The sequence below is a fragment of the Micromonospora sp. R77 genome (genome assembly GCF_022747945.1).
GTDB lineage: Bacteria > Actinomycetota > Actinomycetes > Mycobacteriales > Micromonosporaceae > Micromonospora.
In genome coordinates this window covers 5,810,515-5,829,272 of the sequence record NZ_JALDST010000001.1, presented here as the reverse complement: position 1 = coordinate 5,829,272, position 18,758 = coordinate 5,810,515, and the positions used below count along the sequence as shown (strand labels likewise).

Genomic DNA, 18,758 nt, shown 5'->3' with positions numbered 1-18,758 from the left:
CCCCATGACACCTCCCCTCCGGGACCACTCCCCCGGTGGCAGTCCACTGACCACTCCCGTACCGCCCACCCACCGCACCCGGGGCCTGCGCGCCCTCGCACTCGCCACCGCCTCGTTCCTCGCCGCCGGTGTGCTCGGCGTCGTGGTCGCCGGTGGCGGCACCGCCGAGGCCGGCACCGTCGGCGCCGGCAGCTACACCGAGACCCTGCCGCCCGGCGGCGCGCTGCCCAAGGGCTGCGGCACCATCAGCACCAACCCGCGGCTCTTCGTCACCGCCGACGCCCCGAAGGGCGCCATCCCCACCAACGACTGGTGGTCGTCGCTGCTGTGGAAGCGCAACAACTGCGCCACCAGCGAGAACATGATGGCGCACCCGCTGGCGTACCACGCCGAGAACAACGGGCTGGGGCTGTCGTACACCACCACGCCGGCGATCAGCGGCACCGCCACCGGAACGGGTGAGTACCACTACCCGTACACCGAGGACATCCGGGTCGGGGTCGCCGGGCTCGGCGCGCCGATCGTCAAGGCCGCCGACTGGACCGACTGGACGGTCACCGCGGACTGGAACGACGGCGCGCGCACCATGCGGGCGACCATCGGGCACGGCCTGCCGTTCAGCTACTACCAGATCACCGGCGGCAACGCGCAGATCACCGCCGCCGCGGCGCCGACCGTCTGGGCCAACTCCGGCTCGATGATCGGCTTCACGGTCAGCGGCCACGACTACGTCGCGTACGCCCCGACCGGCGCCAGCTGGACCGTGGCCGGCGCGGGCATCAGCTCGACGCTGGGCGGCAAGGGCTACTTCTCCGTCGCGGTGCTGCCCGGCGGCGCCGACAAGGCCGCCCTCGCGGCCGAGTACGGCAAGTACGCCCACGCCCACGTCACCGGCACCAAGATGACCTACACGTACGACCCGGCGACCAGCACGGTCCGCACGACGTACGCCTTAACCACCACCCCGCGCGAGGGCACCGAGACCAAGACGGTGGTGTCCCTCTACCCGCACCAGTGGCGCAGCCTCGTCGGCGCCACCCCGATCACCCCCACCTACGTCTCGCCGCGCGGCGCGATGCGGACCCTGACCGGGGTCGCCTCCTTCACCACCAGCATGAAGTACACCGGCGTGCTGCCGGAGGTGCCGGCGGTGGGCGACTCCTCGGGCGCCGACCTCACCACCATCACCAACTACCTCAACGCCGAACTGGCCAACCCGGAGGGGATCAGCGGCCAGGACACCTACTGGGCGGGCAAGGGCCTCGGCCGGGCCGCCCGGGTCGCCGAGATCGCCGACCAGCTCGGCCTGACCACAGTCCGGGACGCGGCGGTGACCGCCATGAAGACGCGGCTCACCAACTGGCTGACCGCCGGCTCCGGCGAGACCAGCCAGCTGTTCTACTACGACAAGAACTGGGGCACCCTGATCGGCTACCCCGCCTCGTACTTCTCCGACGAGGACCTGAACGACCACCACTTCCACTACGGCTACTTCATCGCCGCGGCGGCCACGGTGGCCAAGTTCGACCCGACCTGGGCCTCCACCACCAAGTACGGCGGCATGGTCGACATGCTGATCCGCGACGCCAACAACTACGACCGGTCCGACGCCCGCTTCCCCTACCTGCGGGACTTCGACATCTACGCCGGCCACGACTGGGCCTCCGGCCTGGCCTGCTTCTTCGCCGGCAACAACCAGGAGTCCTCCTCGGAGGGCATGAACTTCGCCAACGCCCTGATCCAATGGGGCCAGGCGACCGGCAACACCGCCGTACGCGACGCCGGGGTCTTCATCTGGACCACCCAGTCCGCGGCGATCTCCGAGTACTGGTTCGACGTGCACGACGAGAACTTCCCCGCCGCCTTCGGCCACAAGACGGTCGGCATGGTGTGGGGTGACGGCGGCGCGTACGCCACCTGGTTCTCCTCGGCACCCGAGATGATCCAGGGCATCAACATGCTGCCGATCACCGGCGGCCACTTCTACCTGGGCAACGACCCGGCGTACGTGCTGGCCAACTACAACGAGCTGGTCACCAACAAGGGCGGTCCGCCGAGCGTGTGGCAGGACATCATCTGGGAGTTCCAGGCCCTCGGTGACGGCGACAAGGCGCTGGCGAACTTCCGAGCGAACAGCACCTTCGCCAGCGAGGAGGGCGAGAGCAAGGCGCACACGTTCCACTGGATCCGCAACCTCGCCGCGCTGGGCAACGTGGACACCTCGATCACCGCGAACCACCCGCTGGCCAAGGTGTTCAAGAAGGGCACGGCCCGCACCTACGTGGCGTCGAACATCACCGCCGAGCCGCTGACGGTGACCTTCTCCGACGGTACGAAGCTGGCCGTGCCGGCCGGCAAGACGGTGACCTCCGGGGCACTGACCTGGAGCGGTGGCAGCGCCACCGGTGGCGTGGTGGTCCCGACCACCCCGCCGACCACGCCGACCGACACGCCGTCGCCCACCCCGACCAGCCCGACCCCGAGCCCGTCGGTCACCACGCCGCCCACCCCGACCCCGACCCCGACGACCAGCACGCCGCCGGCGACGCCGCTCAGCCCGACGCAGTACCTGCTGGCCGACGGCGCCCTGGGCGGCACCGCGGGCACCAACGGGACGGTCTCGGTGGCCGCCGCCAACGGCACACACGACGGCACGCCGACCAACCCGCAGGTGTTCACCGCCACCGGGCTGACCGGCGCCTACAACGGTGGGACCACCGCGTTCGACCTGGCCGTCGACGCCGGCACCTCGGTCGGCAACGGCATCCAGGCCCGGGTGTCGTACGACCTCACCGGCGACGGCAGCTTCGACCGGGTGGAGACCTACAGCTACTACGCCACCGACCCGGTCACCGGCGTGGAGCACTACAAGCAGACCCAGGGCCTGAAGTCGGCCACCGGCACGCTCGGCAACCTGGCCGGCGGCACGGTCAAGGTGGAGGTCTGGAACGCCATCGGCAGCGGCGCGGTCAACCTGGGCATCGGCAACCAGTCCCAGCTCGTGATGCCGTACGACGGGACCGCACCCACCACCACCCCGCCGCCCACCGGTGACCCGACCGCCTTCGCCGGCGACATGTACCTGCAGGGCAGCACCCAGCTGTCCGGCACGGCCGGCGCCGCCGGCACGGCCACCGTCAGCGCCGCCAACGGCAACTGGGTCGGCACGCCGCACAACCCGCTGGTCTACACCGCCACCGGGGTCACCGCGACGTACAACGGCGGGCAGACCAAGTTCGACCTGCTCCTGGACGCCGGCACCGGCGTCGGTGACGGCACCCACGTGCGGGTCTCCTACGACCTGACCGGTGACGGCAGCTTCGACCGGGTGGAGACGTACAACTACTACGCCACCGACCCGGTCACCGGCATGGAGCACTACACCGACACCAAGGGCCTCTACTCGGGCGTCGGCACGCTCGGGAACCTGGCCGGCGGCACGGTGAAGGTCGAGGTCTGGAACGCCATCGGCAGCACCCCGACCACCCTCGGCACCGGCAACCAGTCGAAGGTCACCCTCCCGTACACCGGGTGACCTGACGCACGAGGACGCCCCGACCGCCACACCCGGCGGTCGGGGCGTCGCGCGTCGGTGGGTCAGTCCCAGCGGCGGGCGGTCGCCGCGAACGACGCCGGGTCGCCGGCCACCGGGATCACGCAGAGCAGGTGCCCGCTCGGGGCACGCAGCACGTGGCACTCCTGCCACTGGGAGACCCGGGTGGCACCGAGCGCGAGCAGCCGGTCCACCTCGGCGTGGACGTCGTCGGTCTCGATGTCAAGGTGTTGACATCCTCCCCGCCCTAAAAGACGGGGATTCCCTCCACGCTGCACGTGGGCCGCGCGGCGTCCGGGTGGGTTACCGCTTCGCCGCGCGGTGCCGGGACGAGTCCCGGTCTTACCTGCGCTCCACGGTCGTTTGAGTTGTCCGCCTGCCCGGCGGCCAACACGTTGATGGCGGCGTTGTGGTCCCGGTCGTGGCGGCTGCCGCAGGGGCAGTCCCACGACCGGACGTTCAGCCCCATCTTCTCGTTGACGCGGCCACATGCCGAGCACATCCGGGTGGACGGGAACCACCGGTTCACCCTGCCGAAAGTGCGCCCGTACCGGGCGGCCTTGTACTCCAACATGGCGGTGAAGGCGGCCCATCCGGCGTCGTGCACGGACTTCGCGAGCCGGGTCCGGCAGAGACCGGCAACGGCAAGGTCCTCGACATACACCGCTTGGTTGTCGCGGATAATCTTCGTGGACAGCTTGTGCTGCCAGTCCCGCCGCGTGTCGGCCACCCGCGCATGAGCGCGAGCGACCTTGACAACGGCCTTCTTGCGGTTCTGACTCCCGCGCTGCTTGCGGGAGAGATCCTGTTGCAGCCGCTTGAGCTTGCGGGCGGCCCGACGCAGGAACTTCGGCGCCGCGACCTTCGTGCCATCCGACAGCACAGCGAAGTGGGTCAGTCCGAGGTCGATGCCAACCTCAGAGCCTGTCTCGGGAAGTGGCACGTCCGTGGCCTGCACGACGAACGACGCAAAGTACCGACCCGCCGCGTCCTTGATCACCGTGACCGAGGACGGACCGGACGGCAGGCTTCGCGACCAGCGCACCTCAACGTCGCCAATCTTCGGCAGACGTAGGCGGCCATTGTCGAGGACCTTGAACCGGGAGTTTTTCGTAAACCTGATCGCCTGCCGATTGTCCTTACGCGACCGAAACCTCGGCGGGGCAAATTTGCGACCCTTGCGCTTACCCATAACCGAGGCGAAGAAGTTGCGGTACGCGTTGTTCAGATCCGCCAAGGCCTGCTGCAACACTACCGCGGAGACCTCGCCCAACCAGGCACGCTCTGCGGTCGCCTTCGCCTCGGTGATGATCCGCCGCGACAACTCCCCGTCAGAAACGTACTTCTCGCCCGCCTCGCGGGCCTGCTGGCGCAGGCGCAGCCCGTCGTTGAACACCACCCGCGCACACCCGAACGCCTTCGCCAGTTGAATCTGCTGGCCCGTCGTCGGGTAGACGCGGAAGTTGTACCGAAGCTGCACAGAACGCACCTTACCATCTTGATTTATAACAGATTTCGAAGGCATCCGCACTGACAGACACTGCATTCTTGCGATGCATGTCCACTTGGTCTTCGTGACAAAGTTCCTGCATGAGGTGTTCGCCGACCGGCGCCTGTCCCGCATGGAGGCGATCATGCAGGACGTGTGCCGCGACTTCGACGCCGAACTGGTCGATTTCGACGGCGACAGCAACTACGTCCACCTGCTCGTCACCTACCCGCCACAGATGATTGTGACCCGGCTGGTCAACTCGCTGAAAGGCGTGTCCTCGCCGCCTGCGGCAGGAATTCCCCGACCTCGCCCACCACTACTACCTAACCCAAGAAACTGTGGTCGGGCTCGTACTTCGACGGCGGGGCACCGCTTGACGTCGTGAAGCAGTACATTGAACAGCAGAACCATCCGGCCTAAGGCACCACCCCGGCCTTGGCGGCCCTTCCAGCGCGGGCCCCACACCCCGACCTGAAGCCGGCACTGGCCCGCATCCCGGTAGCGCGGCGCGTCGTCGACCGCCTAGGTTGGTGAGCTCCGGCTCGGTGGTCACCCGCTGCACCGGGGCGCCGAGCGTGGCGGACCAGCACTCCGCCGCGGCCTGCTCGCCGTCGGTGGGCACGTCAATGATCAGCGCGTGAAGCCGGGATCGGTGCATCCGGGAAATCTATTGTCGACGGCGCGTCCGGGCCGGAGGTGACGAGTGGCGGTCGAGGGCGGTCAGCGAGGCTGCTCCGGCTCGTCGGGCGGCGGCGGTCGACGCCGGCCGGCGCGGGCGACGTAGGCGCGGCGCATCTTCACGTGATTGCCGCAGCCGGCCATGGAGCACCAGCGACGGGCTTGGTTGCGGGAGGCGTCGAAGAAGGCCCACCGGCAGGTGTCGCGCGCACATACCTTCAGCTGGGTCCAGGTGTGGTCCTCGGCGCACTGCCGGATGGCGTCGAGCAACCCGGCGAGTGCGTGGTCGAGGGGAGCATCGCCGGCCGGGGCGAGGTGGTGTCCGTGGTCGGTGAAGACCAGCCGGACGGGTACCGCGGCGAGGGCGTCGTTGAGTCCCCGCTCCACCGCCGGATCGACCCGGTGACCGGCGTGACGCAGCAGCACCTCGCGCAGGCCCTCCCGGATCGTCATGGCGGCGGTCAGGTCGGCCGGGCGCAGCCGACCGTCGGCCGGCAGCAGCCCGCGCTCGGCGAACCAGTCTCGAAGCTGGTCGGGAGTCGTCAGGGACTCCTGGTCGATCTGCGGCTCGAAGGTGTTGACGAAGTCCCGCACCAATCGGACGGCGGCCGGGACCGCTGCCTCGTCGCTCAACGGCGGCCTCCTCCACTGTCACACCAGCGTAGCGCCTTGACAGGTGTGAAAGCTTCTGCGAGGGTCGCGATGCACACCGGTGAGAAGGTTTTGCCGGTGTGAATGTTCGACCGACGGGGACGGGAGGACGCGTCGTGGGCGCCACCCTCAAGGACGTCGCCGCGTTGGCCCGGGTGTCGGTGAAGACCGTCTCGAACGTCGTCAACGGCTACCCGCACGTCAGCGATAGCGTCCGCCGCCGGGTGCAGGACGCCGCGGCGCAGGTCGGCTACCGTCCCAACCTCGCCGCCCGGAGCCTGCGCACCGGCCGCACCGGCCTGCTCGCCCTGGTCCTCCCCCGACTCGACGGGCCGGCCCTCGACGCTCTCACCGGCGAGATCGTCAGCGCGGCGGCGGGACGCGGCTACCGGGTCGTCATCGAACGGGCCACCCCCGTCCATGCCCCGCAGGGACACGGCGGACGCGCCCTGCCGGTCGACGGCGTGCTGCTCGACGCCGACGCCGCGCCGGCCGGACTCGTCGAGGCACAGGTCGCCGGCACCCCGCTCGTGCTGCTCGGGGCGGGCCCGGACCGACACTGCGACCGGGTCGGCATCGACGGCGCCCGCGCCGCCCAGGACGCCACCGACCACCTGTTGACCCTAGGACGGCGGAGGATCGCTGCGATCGGCGCGCACCCAGATGAGCCCGCGACCGGGGCGCAGCCACGTACCGTCGGGTACCGGCTCGCCCTGCGCCGAGCCGGGCTCACCGTGTCGGCCGATTACCTGCGGTCCGCCGCCTCCCACCAGCGCAGCGACGGCTACCGCGCGGCCCAATCGCTCCTCGCGCACCGGCATCCCCCGGACGCGATCTTCTGCTACTCCGACCTACTGGCCATCGGTGCGATGCGCGCCGCCGCCGACGCCGGACTGCGCGTTCCCGACGACGTGGCCGTCGTCGGCATCGGGGACAGCGAGGAGGGCCGCTACTCCCGGCCGACGCTGAGCACGGTCGGCAGCGACCCCACCGCCATCGCCCGAGCGGCCGTCGCCCGGATCGTCGCCCGGATCGCCCGGCCGGATACCCTCCCCGCCGAGGTCCGTACGCCGCACACGCTGACACCCCGGGAGAGCACCCGCGTCCCCGCGTCGGCGTGACACCGCGCCGGGCGGGCCAACCCTTGACGCAACATCGACTGGGGTGGATACTCGCCGCCACAGCGTTCGCCGAGGTCACCACCCCGACGCGATACCCGGTGACGTGTCATGGGCGCCGCCGCAACCGGCAGCCCGCTCCGTCCGAGGAGGAGCCCATGCCAGTCCGCCGATTCACTCCCCTGCTCGCCGCGGCCGTCGGCCTGGTGGCCGCCACCGCCCTCACCGGTGTCGCCTCCGCCGCACCCCGCACGTACAGCACAGACCAGCTCGCCCGGGTCGACCGGGCCGTCGCCGCCTCCGGCGTCGGCGGCCTCGCCTGGCGGGTGGACCCCGGGTCGCGTCGGGTCGTGGTGACCGCCGACCGGACCGTCTCCGCCGCCGAGCTGGCCACCGTCACCCGCAGCGCCGGCCGGGACGCCGGCGCGATCCGGGTCGACCGCTCGGCCGGCGTCTTCCGTCCCCTGCTGTCGGCCGGCAACGCCATCTACGGCGGCGGTTACCGCTGCTCGCTCGGCTTCAACGTGGTCAAGGGCGGGGTCTACTACTTCCTGACCGCCGGGCACTGCGGGAACGTGGCGAAGACCTGGTACACCGACTCCGGCCTGAAGACCCTGATCGGCCCGACCATCGGCTCCAGCTTCCCGGGCAACGACTACGCCCTGGTCCGGTACGACAACACCGCTCTCAGCCACCCGGGCGGCTACGCCGCCGCCAACGCGTACGTCGGCGAGGCGGTGAAGCGGACCGGGTCGACCAGCGGTACCCACGGCGGCACCGTCACCGCGCTGAACGTCACCGTCCGGTACTCCGGCGGCGGCACCGTCAAGGGCATGATCCAGACCACCGTCTGCGCCGAGCCCGGCGACTCCGGCGGCCCGCTCTACGACGGCTCCAAGGCGCTCGGCATCACCTCCGGCGGCAGCGGTGACTGCCGTACCGGCGGCACCACGTTCTATCAGCCCGTCACCGAGGCGGCGAGCTCGTACGGCGTGGCCGTCTACTGAGCCGTCGCCGGCCCCGGCCGGCCCGTCCACCGGAGACCCGCACCGCTCGGTGCGGGTCTCCGTCGTGTGCGGACACCCCGCGTCGCCGCAGGTGACACGTGATTCGGGAATTCAAACTCCGCCGATGTCACGATGTCATCGTGGGAAACTCACCCACCGTCCATGACTCATCACACTGGGCCCAACCCTCAGCCGTCCGCAGGATTGACCTCAACCGATCAGGCGGTGGAGGCAGACGACATGGATGAACGGTACGACTCGTACTGCGCGGTCGACCCGCTCTTCTACGACTCGTTGGCCAGCGCGAGCGCCGAGGCCGGCGGCTACGCGACCGACCGACCGCTGCCCGCCGGCTGGGAGTGCGAGGTGAAGGACGACTGGCTGATCCACGGACCGGTCGGCGGCGCCCTGCCCCAGCAGGGCTGGAAGCTCCACGTCTCGGCCCGGCTGGACAACGCCGAACGGGTGCTGGCCCGGGTGATGGACTACTGCCAGCCGCGCGGCATCCCGTTCAAGCACCTGCGCGGACCACGGATGCTGCTCATGCGCAACAGCAAGTACGCCCGCCGCGGCAGCAGCGGCAAGTTCGTCACCGTCTACCCGCGTGACGACGCCGAACTGGAGCTGACCGCCAAGGAGCTCGCGGCGCTGCTCGACGGCGAGCAGGGACCGTACGTGCTGAGCGACCTGCGCTACGGCGACGGGCCGGTGTACCTGCGCTACGGCGGCTTCGCCGCCCGCTACTGCCTCTCCCCGGAGGGTCAGGTCGTCCCGGCCATCGAGGACCCGAGCGGCACCCTGGTGCCGGACCGCCGCGACCCGGTGTTCCACGTGCCGGAGTGGGTGACGCTGCCCGACTTCCTCGCCCCGCACCTGGCCGCCCGCAACGCCGCCAGCACCACCGAGCTGCCCTACCGGATCGAGAAGGTCATCCACTTCTCCAACGGCGGCGGCCTGTACGAGGCCCGGGACACCCGGACCGGGGACCGGGTGGTGCTCAAGGAGGCCCGCCCGCACGCCGGGCTCGACGCCGACGGCGCGGACGCGGTCACCCGCCTGCACCGTGAGGCCGACATGCTGCGCCGGCTCGCCGACGTGCCGCACCTGGTCCGGGTGCACGACGTGTTCAGCTTCGGCGGGCACGAGTTCCTGGCCCTGGAGTTCGTCGAGGGTCGCCCGCTCAACCAGCTGGTCGTCGAGCGCTACCCGCTGGTCCACGTGGACGCGGACCGCGACGGGTACACCCGCTGGGCGTTGGACGTGCACCGGCAGGTGACCGAGGCGGTGGACGCCATCCACGCCCACGGGGTGGTCTACGGCGACCTGCACATGTTCAACATCATGGTCGGCGCGGACGGCGCCGTCACGTTGATCGACTTCGAGGTGGCCGCACCGGCCGACGCCGGCGGCCGGCCCGCGCTGCGCAACCAGGCGTTCGCCGCCCCCCGCGACCGTACCGGCGTCGCCGTCGACCGCTACGCCCTGGCCTGCCTGCGGCTGGCCCTGTTCCTGCCGCTCACGGCGATGCTGCGGCTGGCCCCGACCAAGGCGGCGCACCTGGCCGACCTGGTGGCCGAGCGCTTCCCGGTGCCCCGGGAACTGCTCGACGCGACCGTCGCGGAGCTGGCCGGCGACGCGGCGGCCACCACCGACCCGGAACTAGTCCGGGTCGACCCGGACGACTGGCCCGCCCTGCGCGACCGGCTCGCCGCCGCGATCGCCGAGAGCGCCACGCCGCACCGCGACGACCGGCTCTTCCCCGGCGACATCCGCCAGTTCTCCGGCGCCGACGGCGGGCTGAACGTCGCCCACGGCGCGGCCGGGGTGCTCTGGGCGCTGCACGCGACGGGGGTGCCCACCGACGCCACCCACGAGCGGTGGCTGATCGACCGGGTACGCGAACCCGCCGCCGGCAGCCGGCTCGGCTTCTACGACGGGTTGCACGGCATCGCGTACGTGCTGGACGCGCTCGGGCACCGGACCGAGGCGCTGCGCCTGCTGGACCTCTGCCTCGACGAGCCCTGGACGGAGCTCGGCACCGACCTGACCAGCGGTCTGTCCGGCATCGCGCTGAACCTGGCCCACTTCGCCGGGCTCACCGGCGAGCGGCGGTACGCCGACGCCGCCCGGCGGGCCGTCGGCCTGGTGGTCGACCGGCTCGGCGACGTCGAGTCGGTGGCCGAGGTCAGCGGCGGCCGGCACCCGTACGCCGGGCTGGCCCGGGGTGGGGCCGGAATGGCGTTGATGCTGCTGCGGATGTACGAGCTGGACCGGGACCCGGCCCTGCTCGACCACGCCGCCACGGCGCTCCGCCAGGACCTGCGCCGGTGCGTGCTGCGCGACGCCGGTCACCTGGAGGTCAACGAGGGCTGGCGGACCATGCCGTACCTCGCCGAGGGCAGCGTGGGGATCGGCCTGGTGCTCGACCAGTACCTGCGGCACCGCCCCGACGAGACGCTGCGCGGTCAGGCGGCGGCGATCCGACGCTGCGCCGACTCCCCCTTCTACGCCCAGTCCGGCCTCTTCGCCGGTCGGGCGGGGATCGTGACCTACCTGGCCGCGCGGGGCGAGCACGACGCCGCCCGCCGGCAGGCCCGGCTGCTGAGCTGGCACGCCCTGCCGTACCGGGGGCTGACCGCCTTCCCCGGTGACCAGCTCCTGCGACTGTCGATGGACCTGGCCACCGGCACCGCCGGGGTGCTGGCCGCCCTGTCGACGAGCCGGACCACGGACGCCGCCCGGCTGCCGTTCCTGACCCCGCTGCCCGGCGCGACGCCGGCCGGCGACCCCGCACCGGCCGGCGACTGACCGGCCCACCAGCTCCCCGGGGGTCACTCCGGGGCCGTTCGACCCGACGCACGAGGAAAGGAGGTGACCCGACATGGCTCTGCTCGACCTCCAGGGGATGGAGCTGCCCGCCGCCCAGCACAACGGTGGTGGCAGCAACGCCAGCCTGCTGCTCTGCGGCAACAGCTCGCTGAGCGTCACGACCTGCAACTGAGGTGACGGTCGTCGACCCGGCGACCCACCCGACACGTCCACGATTTCGGCACCATCACGAGAGAAAGAGGACCCGTCATGGCTCTGCTCGACCTCCAGGGAATGGAACTGCCGGCCGCCGAGCGCACCGGGGGCGGCAGCCGCGCCAGCCTGCTGCTGTGCGGTGACAGCTCGCTGAGCGTCACGACCTGCAACTGACGATCAGTTCGCCTGGCCCCGGGCCGGTTCACGCCGGTCCGGGGCCGCGCGGTGTGGGAGGTGCGATGACTCCGGCCGACCGGCTCCTGCTGCGCGCCGTGCGCTCCGCCGGCTGGTGGACCCCGGTGCTGACCGTGGTCACCGTGGCCACCGTGGCGGCCGAGCTGGCGCTGCCCGCCGCGCTGGGTCGGGCCGTCGACGCCGCCGTCGGCACCGCACCGGGCACCTCGCCCGCCCGCTGGCTGGCCGTGGTCGTCGGTCTGATCACCGTGCTGGTCGCCGCCGGCACGGTACGCGACTACGGCACCGGAGTGGCCACCGCGCGGTCGGTCGCCGGGCTGCGACACACCCTGACCCGGCACATCTTCGCCCTCGACCCCCGCACCGCCGGCCGGCATCCGGCCGGCGAACTGGTGGGTCGGCTGGTGGGCCAGGTCGCCGACGCCGGGCAGGCCGCCCCGACGCTTGTACTGGCCGCCACGGTACTGCTGCCCCCGCTGGGCAGCCTGGTGGCGCTCACCCTGATCGACCCGTGGCTCGGTCTCACCTTCGTGGCCGGCCTGCTGCTGCTGGCCCTGCTGCTGCGGGGCTTCGTGGCGAACGCCTCGACGGCCGTCGCCGGTTACCAGCGAGCCCAGGGACAGCTCGCCGGCCGACTGGTGGAGACCCTCGCCGGCGCCCGCACGATCGCCGCCGCCGGTACCGCCGACCGCGAGATCGCCCGGGTGCTCACCCCCCTGCCCGACCTGCACCGGCACGGCGCGCGGACCTGGCGGGTGCTGGCCTCGGCAACGACGCGCGGCGCGGTGCTCAACCCCCTGCTGCAACTGGCCGTCGTCGCCGTCGGCGGGCTGTCGCTGGCCACCGACCGGCTCACCCCCGGGGAACTGCTGGCCGCGCTCCAGTACGCGGCGCTCGGCGCCGGCCTCGGCACGGTGGTCACCGCGCTCAACAAGGCGGTCGCGGCGCGCCGGCTGCCGGCAGGCGGCCGACGTGCTGGCCGAGCCCGTCCGCCGGTACGGCAGCCGTACCCTGCCGAGCGGGCCGGGCGTGCTGGAACTGCGGGACGTGACGGTGCGCGACGACGACGGCCGGCCGCTGCTGGACGGGGTGGACCTGCGGGTGCCGGGTGGCGCGCTGCTCGTCGTGGTCGGCCGCTCCGGCGCGGGCAAGTCGCTGCTCGCCGCCGTCGCCGGTCGGCTGCGCGACCCGGACTCGGGCACCGTCATCCTGGACGGCGTGCCGCTGGCCGAGCTGACCTCGACGGCGCTGCACCGCGCGGTCGGTTACGGGTTCGAGCGGCCAGTGCTGGTCGGTGACACGGTCGGCACGGCGGTCGGCTGCGGCGCCGACCCGGTGCCGCTGGCCGGGGCTGCGGCCATCCACGACTTCGTCGAACGACTGCCCGACCGGTACGACACCCCGCTGGCCGAGGTGGCCATGTCCGGCGGTGAGCGGCAACGGCTCGGCCTGGCCCGCGCGCTGCGCGCGGAACGGCTGCTCGTCCTCGACGACGCCACCTCCAGCCTGGACACGGTCACCGAGTACCGGGTGACCCGGACGCTGACCGGGTCGGGCGACCGGCGTACCCGGGTGATGGTGAGCCACCGGGTCGGCATGGCCGCGCGGGCGGACCTGGTGGCCTGGGTGGACGGTGGCCGGGTCCGCGCGGTCGGTCCGCACGAGGTGTTGTGGGCCGACCCCGACTACCGGGCGGTGTTCCGGGCGTGAGCGGCGTCGGCGAGGTGACCCGGGCCGCGCTGCGGGCACGGCGGCCCGCACTGTGGCGGCTCGCGGGCTGGTCGGTGGCCGAGGCCTTGCCGGCGGCGCTGTCCGGGCTGCTGACCGCGCGGGCCGTCGACGCGGGTTTCCTCGCCGGCCGCCCGGCGACCGGGCTGGCCTGGCTGGGGCTGCTGGCCGTCGCCGTACTGGTCGGCGCGGCCGGCACCAACCGGGCGTACGCGCTGCTCGGCGAGGTGGTGGAGCCGTTCCGCGACGACCTGCTGCGCCGGGTGGTGACCGGGGCGCTGGCGGACGCGACGGCCGGGCGCGGCGACGACGCGGCGGTGTCCCGGCTGACCCACCAGGTGGAGATGGTCCGGGACACCTTCGCCGGGCTGGTGATGGTGGTGCGCGGCTTCGTGTTCGCCGCCGGCGCCGCGGTGGTCGGCCTGGCCTCGCTGGCCGCCCCGGTCGCGCTGCTGGTGGCGGTGCCGGTGCTCGCCGGTCTGGGCCTGTTCGCGGCGGCCCTGCCCGCGATGATCGCCCGGCAGCGGGAGTACGTGCTGGCCGACGAGCGGCTGGGCCGGGCCGCCGTCAGCGCCGTGACCGGGCACCGTGATGTGACGGTCAGCGGTGCGCGGGACCGGGTCGTGCGCTGGGTGGGGGCGTACGTCGACGACCAGGCGCGGGTGGAGCGGCGGCTGGCGACGATGGCGGCCACCCGCAGCCTGAGCCTGGCCGTCGGCGGCTGGTTGCCGGTGCCGGTGCTGCTGCTGGCCACCCCGTGGCTGGTCCGGCAGGGGCTCGGGCCGGGCGCCGTGCTCGGCGCCCTGGTCTACGTCGTGCACGGGGTGCAGCCCGCGCTGCGCAGCCTGGTCCAGGGGTGGCGGCCGGTGGGCTGCGCTTCGCCGTCACCCTGGACCGGCTGCTGCGTACCGCCGCCGACCCGGACCCGGACCGGCGTGGCCCGTCCCCGGTCGCCGCAGGGCCCGCGGCGCCGGAGCCGGCGCTGTCGCTGCGGGGGGTGACCTTCCGGTACGGCCCGCACGCCGACCCGGTGTTGGCCGGCTTCGACCTCGACGTGCCCGCCGGGGACCACCTGGTGATCGTCGGGGCGAGCGGGATCGGCAAGTCGACCCTGGCCGCGCTGATCGCCGGGGTGCTCCGGCCGCAGGCCGGCACGGTACGCGTCGGCGGACTGCCGGTGGCCGGCGCGAGCCCGGCCGCGCTGGCCGACCGGCGGGTGCTGATCCCGCAGGAGGCGTACGTCTTCACCGGCACGGTGCGGGAGAACCTCACCTACCTGTGCCCCGACCTGCCCGATGCGGCGATCGACCGGGCGGCGGCCCGGCTCGGGCTCGCCGCGCTGCTGGCCCGGCTCGGCGGCCTCGACGCGCACGTCCGCCCGGTGGACCTGTCGGCCGGCGAACGCCAGCAGGTGGCCCTGCTGCGGGCCTGGCTCTCCCCGGCGCCGCTGGTGATCCTCGACGAGGCCACCTGCCACCTGGACCCGGCGGCCGAGGCGCGGCTGGAGGAGGCGTTCGCCGACCGGCCCGGCACCCTGGTGGTGGTGGCGCACCGGGTCAGCTCCGCGCTGCGCGCCCGCCGGGTGCTGCTGCTGGACGGTCACACCGCCCTGCTGGACAGCCACCCGGGTCTGCTGGCCCGCTCGGCGGCCTACCGGGAGCTGGTCGGCTACGGGGAGCAGGGGGCGACCCCGGTCAGATCCACCCCGACTCCCGGGCGATCCGCACCGCTTCGAGCCGGGTCCGCGCTCCCGTCTTCGCCATGACCCGCGACAGGTGGTTGCGGACCGTGCCCACCGACAGCGCCAGCCGATCGGCGATCTCCCGCACCGGATGGCCCTCGGCCGCCGCGTCGAGCACCTCCCGTTCCCGGCGGGTGAACGGGCTGCCGTCCGCCTCGAGCGCCGCGACGACCAGGTCGGGGTCGATCACCACCTGGCCGTCGGCGAGCTGCCGGACGCCGTCGGCGATCCGGTCGGGCGGCACGTCGCGGCTGAGGAAGCCGACCCGCCGCCCGTGCTCGGCGAGCACCGGGCCGAGCCGCGCGGCCCGCCGCTGCTCCACCAGCACCAGCAGGCGGGCGCCGTCCGAACCGTCGGTCGGGTCGGTGCCGGCGAGGTCGGCGAGCTGCTCCGAGTCCACCATGTCGACGTCGACGACGACCACGTCGGGGCGCTCAGCCCGGACGGCGGCCCGGAACCCGTGCGGCGTGCCGGTCTCCCCGATCACCTCGATGCCGTCCTGAGCGGCCAGCAGGTGGGCGAGCGCACCCCGGACCAGCCGGCCCTTGAGTGCGAGCAGCGTACGGACCACAACGACTCCCCGTCATGAGCCCCCGTTTCCTGACGTCACGTGTACGTCTGATGACGCACGGTCAGGGATCTTATTGAAATCGTCGCCGGCACGACACCCTGTGGTCGTATGTCAGACCCAGCGGCGCGACGCCTCCTCGTCAGTGCGTGGCGTCGAGCCGGCCGAGCACCCACCGCTGGAACGCGCGCGCCTCACCGGCGCCCACCGGCGGTCCGCCGTTGCGGGCCGCGACCGCACGACGGAGCAGGTCGCCGTGCCCGACCAGGTCGGCGACCCGCCGCCCCGCGGCCACCTTGGACACCCACACCCCGTCCCGGACCCGGACCAGCGACCGGCACGCCCCCAGCACCGCGTCCTCGGCACCCGGCGCGGGCGCGTCCCCCTCGGGCAGGGGCACCGCCAGCCACCAGCGCAGCGCCGTCACCAGCAGCCGGCGCAGCTCGTCCGGGGCGGGTCCGGCGAAGACGTCGTCGGCCGGCGGGCCCAGCAGCGCCAGCCCGCCCGAGTGCAGGATCGACCGGTCCAGGGCGTACCAGAACCGCCCGTCGGCGGCCGGCCGGTCCGCCGGGTCGTAGGTGGCCCGGAAGGGCATCGCCGGGCCGCTGTTCAGCTCCACCTCGAAGCCGGGCTCCGGGGTGCCCGACCCGGCGACGTCCCGGCGGTAGACGACCAGTTCCAGACCGCGCGCCGGGCAGGGCAACGCCTCGTGCCGCAGCCGGGCCACCAGCGCCCGCTTCGCCGCGCCGGCCAGAGGCCGGGCGACCACCAGCGCCACGTCCACGTCGCTGCGCCCCGGCTGGTACGCGGCCAGGCCGACCGAACCGGCCGCGTACGCGCCGACGAGTTCGTCGCCGAGCACGTCCCGGGCACGGTCCACCAGCTCGGTCAGGTAGCCGCGCAGCTGCTCGTCCATGCCGGCATCCTGCCCGCCGGCGGGCCGTACGGTCAGGCCGGGTGGTCCGGGCAGCAGACCGTCAGCGCCCCCGGCACCACCCGCACCTTCAGCCGCCTCGCGGTGCCGCGCGCCCCGCCGTCCAGCTCGTACGTCTTCGGCTGCGCGAACCGCACGGTCACCTTCCGACCCCGGGTGATCCGCACGAACGGCGACTCCTCCGACCGGCCGGCGGCCATCCGGCCCAACGTCCGGGCCCAGTCGATCGCGCCGTCCGCGGTGGAGACGCCGATCTCCAGCGCGCCGTCGTCGGGGCGGGCGTCGTCGAAGGCAGGGATGCCACCGGTGATCGTGCCGACGTTGCCGAAGAGCACACAGCTCGCCTCGCCGTCGAACCAGTCGGTGCCGTCGACCCGGACCCGGGTGCGGACCAGCTCGCCACGGACGTGCCGCAGCCCGGTCCAGACGTACGCGACGCGGCCGAGCTTGCCCTTGAGCTTCCGGTCGGCCTCGCGGATCAGGTCCCCGTCGAAACCGGCGCCGGCCATCACCGCGAAGTGCTCGCCGTTGATCCGGCCCAGGTCCAACTCCCGGCGACGCCCGTGCAGCCCGATCCGGACCGCCTCGGGCAGGTCGACGGGGATGCCGAGGTTGGTGGCGAAGAGGTTCGCCGTGCCGGCGGGCAGGATCCCCATCGGCACCCCGGAACCGGCGAGGGTGTCGGCGCAGCGTTGCACCATCCCGTCGCCGCCCCAGACCAGGAGCAGCTCGGCGCCGGACTCCAGCGCCTTGCGGACCTTCTTCGGCGCCTTGCGGCTCTTCGGCACCTCGTACCAGAGCAGGCGCCCGACCCCGGCGGCGACCAGGGTGGCGCGCAGCTCGTCGAGGCCACCGCCGAAGGTCTTCTTCCGGTGCGCGACGACCGCGACGGTGCCGACCGGCCGGGTGACGTCCGTGCCGGTCGCGGGTGCGGTGGCGGTGCTCGTACTCATGGCACCGGTGGTACCCCGACGGTCGCCGCGCCACGCCATGAGCGGGCAGTCGGCGACCGCCGGTCGGCGGGCCGCCCGCGCGCCGCCGGGCGGCCTAGACTCGACGCGGTCCACCGTCGAGGGAACGAGGTGTGCGGATGGAGCGGCCGGGCTGGGCACCGCCGGGGGTCGACATCACCACGCCGACGTCCTCCCGGATCTACGACTACATGCTCGGCGGGTCGCACAACTTCGCCGCGGACCGGGCGGTGGCGGAGCAGGCGATCGCCGCGATGCCGCACCTGCCGGCCGTGCTGCGGGAGAACCGCCGGTTCCTCGGTCGGGCGGTGCGCCACCTGGCCGGCGAGGCCGGCATCGACCAGTTCCTCGACCTCGGCTCGGGCATCCCGACCGCCGGCAACGTGCACGAGATCACCGCCGGGATCAATCCCGAGGCGCGGGTCGTCCACGTCGACATCGACCCGGTGGCGGTGGCGCACTCGCAGGCCATCCTCACCGGGCACCCGTACGCGGCGGCCGTCGCCGGGGACCTGCGGCGGGTCGGTGACGTACTCGCCCATCCGGTGGTGGCGGACCTGCTCGACCTGGACCGCCCGGTGGCGGTGCTGCTCGTCGCCGCCCTGCACTTCGTCCCGGACGACGCCACCGCCGGCGCCGTCCTGGCCGACCTGCGGGACGCGCTCGCCCCGGGCAGCCACGTGGCGGTCTCCCACGCCAGCGACGACGGTCGCCCGCCGGCCGGCCTGCGGGACGCACAGTCGATCTATGCCCGGGCCGACAGCGCGGTGACGATGCGCAGCCGGGAGACGCTGGACGCGATGCTGCGCGGGTGGGAGCTGGTGCCGCCCGGGATCGTGGCGTGCCCGGCCTGGCGGCCGGAGCCGGACGACCCGCCGTCCGCCCACTTCCCCGGGTACGGGCTGGTCGCCCGACTGCCGCACCCCGCCTGACCCGTCGCCGCCCCTGCCGGACCGACGGTGGGCGGTCGAGAGGTTCGGCACGGCGGTGGCGGGCCGTTACGATCGCGGACGGCGGGCCGGCGCGACGGACTGCCTGACCGGCTGACCTGCGACGGGAGGCCGGGCGTCATGATTCGGCGGAGCTGCCGGAGGGTAA

At 73.2% G+C, this 18,758-nt stretch carries 16 protein-coding genes and 2 pseudogenes; 12 read left to right on the top strand and 6 right to left on the bottom strand.

The window, feature by feature from the left end; genetic code table 11:
- Window positions 1–4: 4 nt before the first annotated feature.
- Entirely contained in the window at window positions 5–3,535 is a 3,531-nt protein-coding gene (locus MRQ36_RS27005) for a glycosyl hydrolase (protein WP_242799542.1), read from the top strand.
- A gap of 62 nt (window positions 3,536–3,597) precedes the next feature.
- On the opposite strand, the gene MRQ36_RS34765 is transcribed toward MRQ36_RS27005, so the two are convergent.
- On the bottom strand, window positions 3,598–3,747 hold the full coding sequence (locus MRQ36_RS34765) for a VOC family protein (RefSeq protein ID WP_242799540.1): 150 nt from the start codon (window positions 3,745–3,747) through the stop codon (window positions 3,598–3,600).
- 53 nt (window positions 3,748–3,800) lie between these two features.
- Window positions 3,801–5,042: a transposase gene (locus MRQ36_RS26995; protein ID WP_242799538.1), complete on the bottom strand. Its 1,242-nt coding sequence runs from the start codon at window positions 5,040–5,042 to the stop codon at window positions 3,801–3,803.
- A gap of 16 nt (window positions 5,043–5,058) precedes the next feature.
- On the opposite strand from MRQ36_RS26995, the pseudogene tnpA reads away from it, so the two are divergent.
- Window positions 5,059–5,465, top strand: a pseudogene (gene tnpA / locus MRQ36_RS26990) (IS200/IS605 family transposase).
- 300 nt (window positions 5,466–5,765) lie between these two features.
- Here tnpA and MRQ36_RS26985 read toward each other — a convergent pair.
- Window positions 5,766–6,356 (bottom strand): ABATE domain-containing protein, encoded by a 591-nt coding sequence (locus MRQ36_RS26985; protein ID WP_242799537.1) that lies wholly within the window; start codon window positions 6,354–6,356, stop codon window positions 5,766–5,768.
- 134 nt (window positions 6,357–6,490) lie between these two features.
- Here MRQ36_RS26985 and MRQ36_RS26980 point away from each other — a divergent pair, with 134 nt between their 5' ends.
- The 9 genes and pseudogenes from MRQ36_RS26980 to MRQ36_RS26940 all read left to right on the top strand — a co-directional run bounded on the left by MRQ36_RS26980 (window position 6,491) and on the right by MRQ36_RS26940 (window position 15,211).
- On the top strand, window positions 6,491–7,495 hold the full coding sequence (locus MRQ36_RS26980) for a LacI family DNA-binding transcriptional regulator (RefSeq protein ID WP_242799536.1): 1,005 nt from the start codon (window positions 6,491–6,493) through the stop codon (window positions 7,493–7,495).
- A 155-nt stretch (window positions 7,496–7,650) separates the two neighbouring features.
- The gene (locus tag MRQ36_RS26975; protein ID WP_242799535.1) at window positions 7,651–8,499 is read left to right on the top strand and encodes a S1 family peptidase; all 849 of its coding nucleotides are present in this window, start codon (window positions 7,651–7,653) and stop codon (window positions 8,497–8,499) included.
- A gap of 240 nt (window positions 8,500–8,739) precedes the next feature.
- Window positions 8,740–11,307, top strand: coding sequence for a class III lanthionine synthetase LanKC (gene lanKC, locus MRQ36_RS26970; RefSeq protein WP_242799534.1), 2,568 nt, complete (start codon window positions 8,740–8,742; stop codon window positions 11,305–11,307).
- A 73-nt stretch (window positions 11,308–11,380) separates the two neighbouring features.
- The gene (locus MRQ36_RS26965; protein ID WP_242799533.1) at window positions 11,381–11,500 is read left to right on the top strand and encodes a SapB/AmfS family lanthipeptide; all 120 of its coding nucleotides are present in this window, start codon (window positions 11,381–11,383) and stop codon (window positions 11,498–11,500) included.
- Window positions 11,501–11,577: 77 nt separating this feature from the next.
- A complete protein-coding gene (locus MRQ36_RS26960) occupies window positions 11,578–11,697 on the top strand; it encodes a SapB/AmfS family lanthipeptide (protein ID WP_088647629.1) in 120 nt (39 codons plus the stop codon).
- 65 nt (window positions 11,698–11,762) lie between these two features.
- Window positions 11,763–12,551 (top strand): annotated as a pseudogene (locus MRQ36_RS26955) (ABC transporter transmembrane domain-containing protein); the annotation flags it as partial.
- Window positions 12,552–12,690: 139 nt separating this feature from the next.
- Window positions 12,691–13,428, top strand: coding sequence for an ATP-binding cassette domain-containing protein (locus MRQ36_RS33590; protein WP_308194922.1), 738 nt, complete (start codon window positions 12,691–12,693; stop codon window positions 13,426–13,428).
- Complete coding sequence (locus MRQ36_RS26945; protein ID WP_242801557.1) at window positions 13,425–14,447, top strand: hypothetical protein; 1,023 nt, start codon at window positions 13,425–13,427, stop codon at window positions 14,445–14,447. Before MRQ36_RS33590 ends, MRQ36_RS26945 begins: the two co-directional genes overlap by 4 nt.
- Entirely contained in the window at window positions 14,444–15,211 is a 768-nt protein-coding gene (locus MRQ36_RS26940) for an ABC transporter ATP-binding protein (protein ID WP_242799532.1), read from the top strand. Before MRQ36_RS26945 ends, MRQ36_RS26940 begins: the two co-directional genes overlap by 4 nt.
- On the opposite strand, the gene MRQ36_RS26935 is transcribed toward MRQ36_RS26940, so the two are convergent.
- From MRQ36_RS26935 to MRQ36_RS26925, 3 genes are all read right to left on the bottom strand, one after another.
- Window positions 15,141–15,758, bottom strand: a complete 618-nt coding sequence (locus MRQ36_RS26935; RefSeq protein WP_242799531.1) for a LuxR family transcriptional regulator — start codon at window positions 15,756–15,758, stop codon at window positions 15,141–15,143. The genes MRQ36_RS26940 and MRQ36_RS26935 overlap by 71 nt on opposite strands.
- Window positions 15,759–15,897: 139 nt before the next feature.
- The gene (locus MRQ36_RS26930) at window positions 15,898–16,671 is read right to left on the bottom strand and encodes a nucleotidyltransferase domain-containing protein (protein WP_242799530.1); all 774 of its coding nucleotides are present in this window, start codon (window positions 16,669–16,671) and stop codon (window positions 15,898–15,900) included.
- Window positions 16,672–16,703: 32 nt separating this feature from the next.
- Window positions 16,704–17,642: a diacylglycerol kinase family protein gene (locus MRQ36_RS26925; RefSeq protein WP_242799529.1), complete on the bottom strand. Its 939-nt coding sequence runs from the start codon at window positions 17,640–17,642 to the stop codon at window positions 16,704–16,706.
- A gap of 137 nt (window positions 17,643–17,779) precedes the next feature.
- Here MRQ36_RS26925 and MRQ36_RS26920 point away from each other — a divergent pair, with 137 nt between their 5' ends.
- Complete coding sequence (locus MRQ36_RS26920) at window positions 17,780–18,592, top strand: SAM-dependent methyltransferase (protein ID WP_242799528.1); 813 nt, start codon at window positions 17,780–17,782, stop codon at window positions 18,590–18,592.
- The last annotated feature ends 166 nt before the right edge of the window (window positions 18,593–18,758 follow it).

Bases quoted from the DNA above. Each gene is read 5' to 3' on its own strand.
- MRQ36_RS27005 (WP_242799542.1), top strand. From the start codon at position 5: ATGACACCTCCCCTCCGGGACCACTCCCCCGGTGGCAGTCCACTGACC.
- MRQ36_RS26975 (WP_242799535.1), top strand. From the start codon at position 7,651: ATGCCAGTCCGCCGATTCACTCCCCTGCTCGCCGCGGCCGTCGGCCTG.
- lanKC (WP_242799534.1), top strand. From the start codon at position 8,740: ATGGATGAACGGTACGACTCGTACTGCGCGGTCGACCCGCTCTTCTAC.
- MRQ36_RS26965 (WP_242799533.1), top strand. From the start codon at position 11,381: ATGGCTCTGCTCGACCTCCAGGGGATGGAGCTGCCCGCCGCCCAGCAC.
- MRQ36_RS26960 (WP_088647629.1), top strand. From the start codon at position 11,578: ATGGCTCTGCTCGACCTCCAGGGAATGGAACTGCCGGCCGCCGAGCGC.
- MRQ36_RS26930 (WP_242799530.1), bottom strand. From the start codon at position 16,671: ATGGACGAGCAGCTGCGCGGCTACCTGACCGAGCTGGTGGACCGTGCC.
- MRQ36_RS26925 (WP_242799529.1), bottom strand. From the start codon at position 17,642: ATGAGTACGAGCACCGCCACCGCACCCGCGACCGGCACGGACGTCACC.
- MRQ36_RS26920 (WP_242799528.1), top strand. From the start codon at position 17,780: ATGGAGCGGCCGGGCTGGGCACCGCCGGGGGTCGACATCACCACGCCG.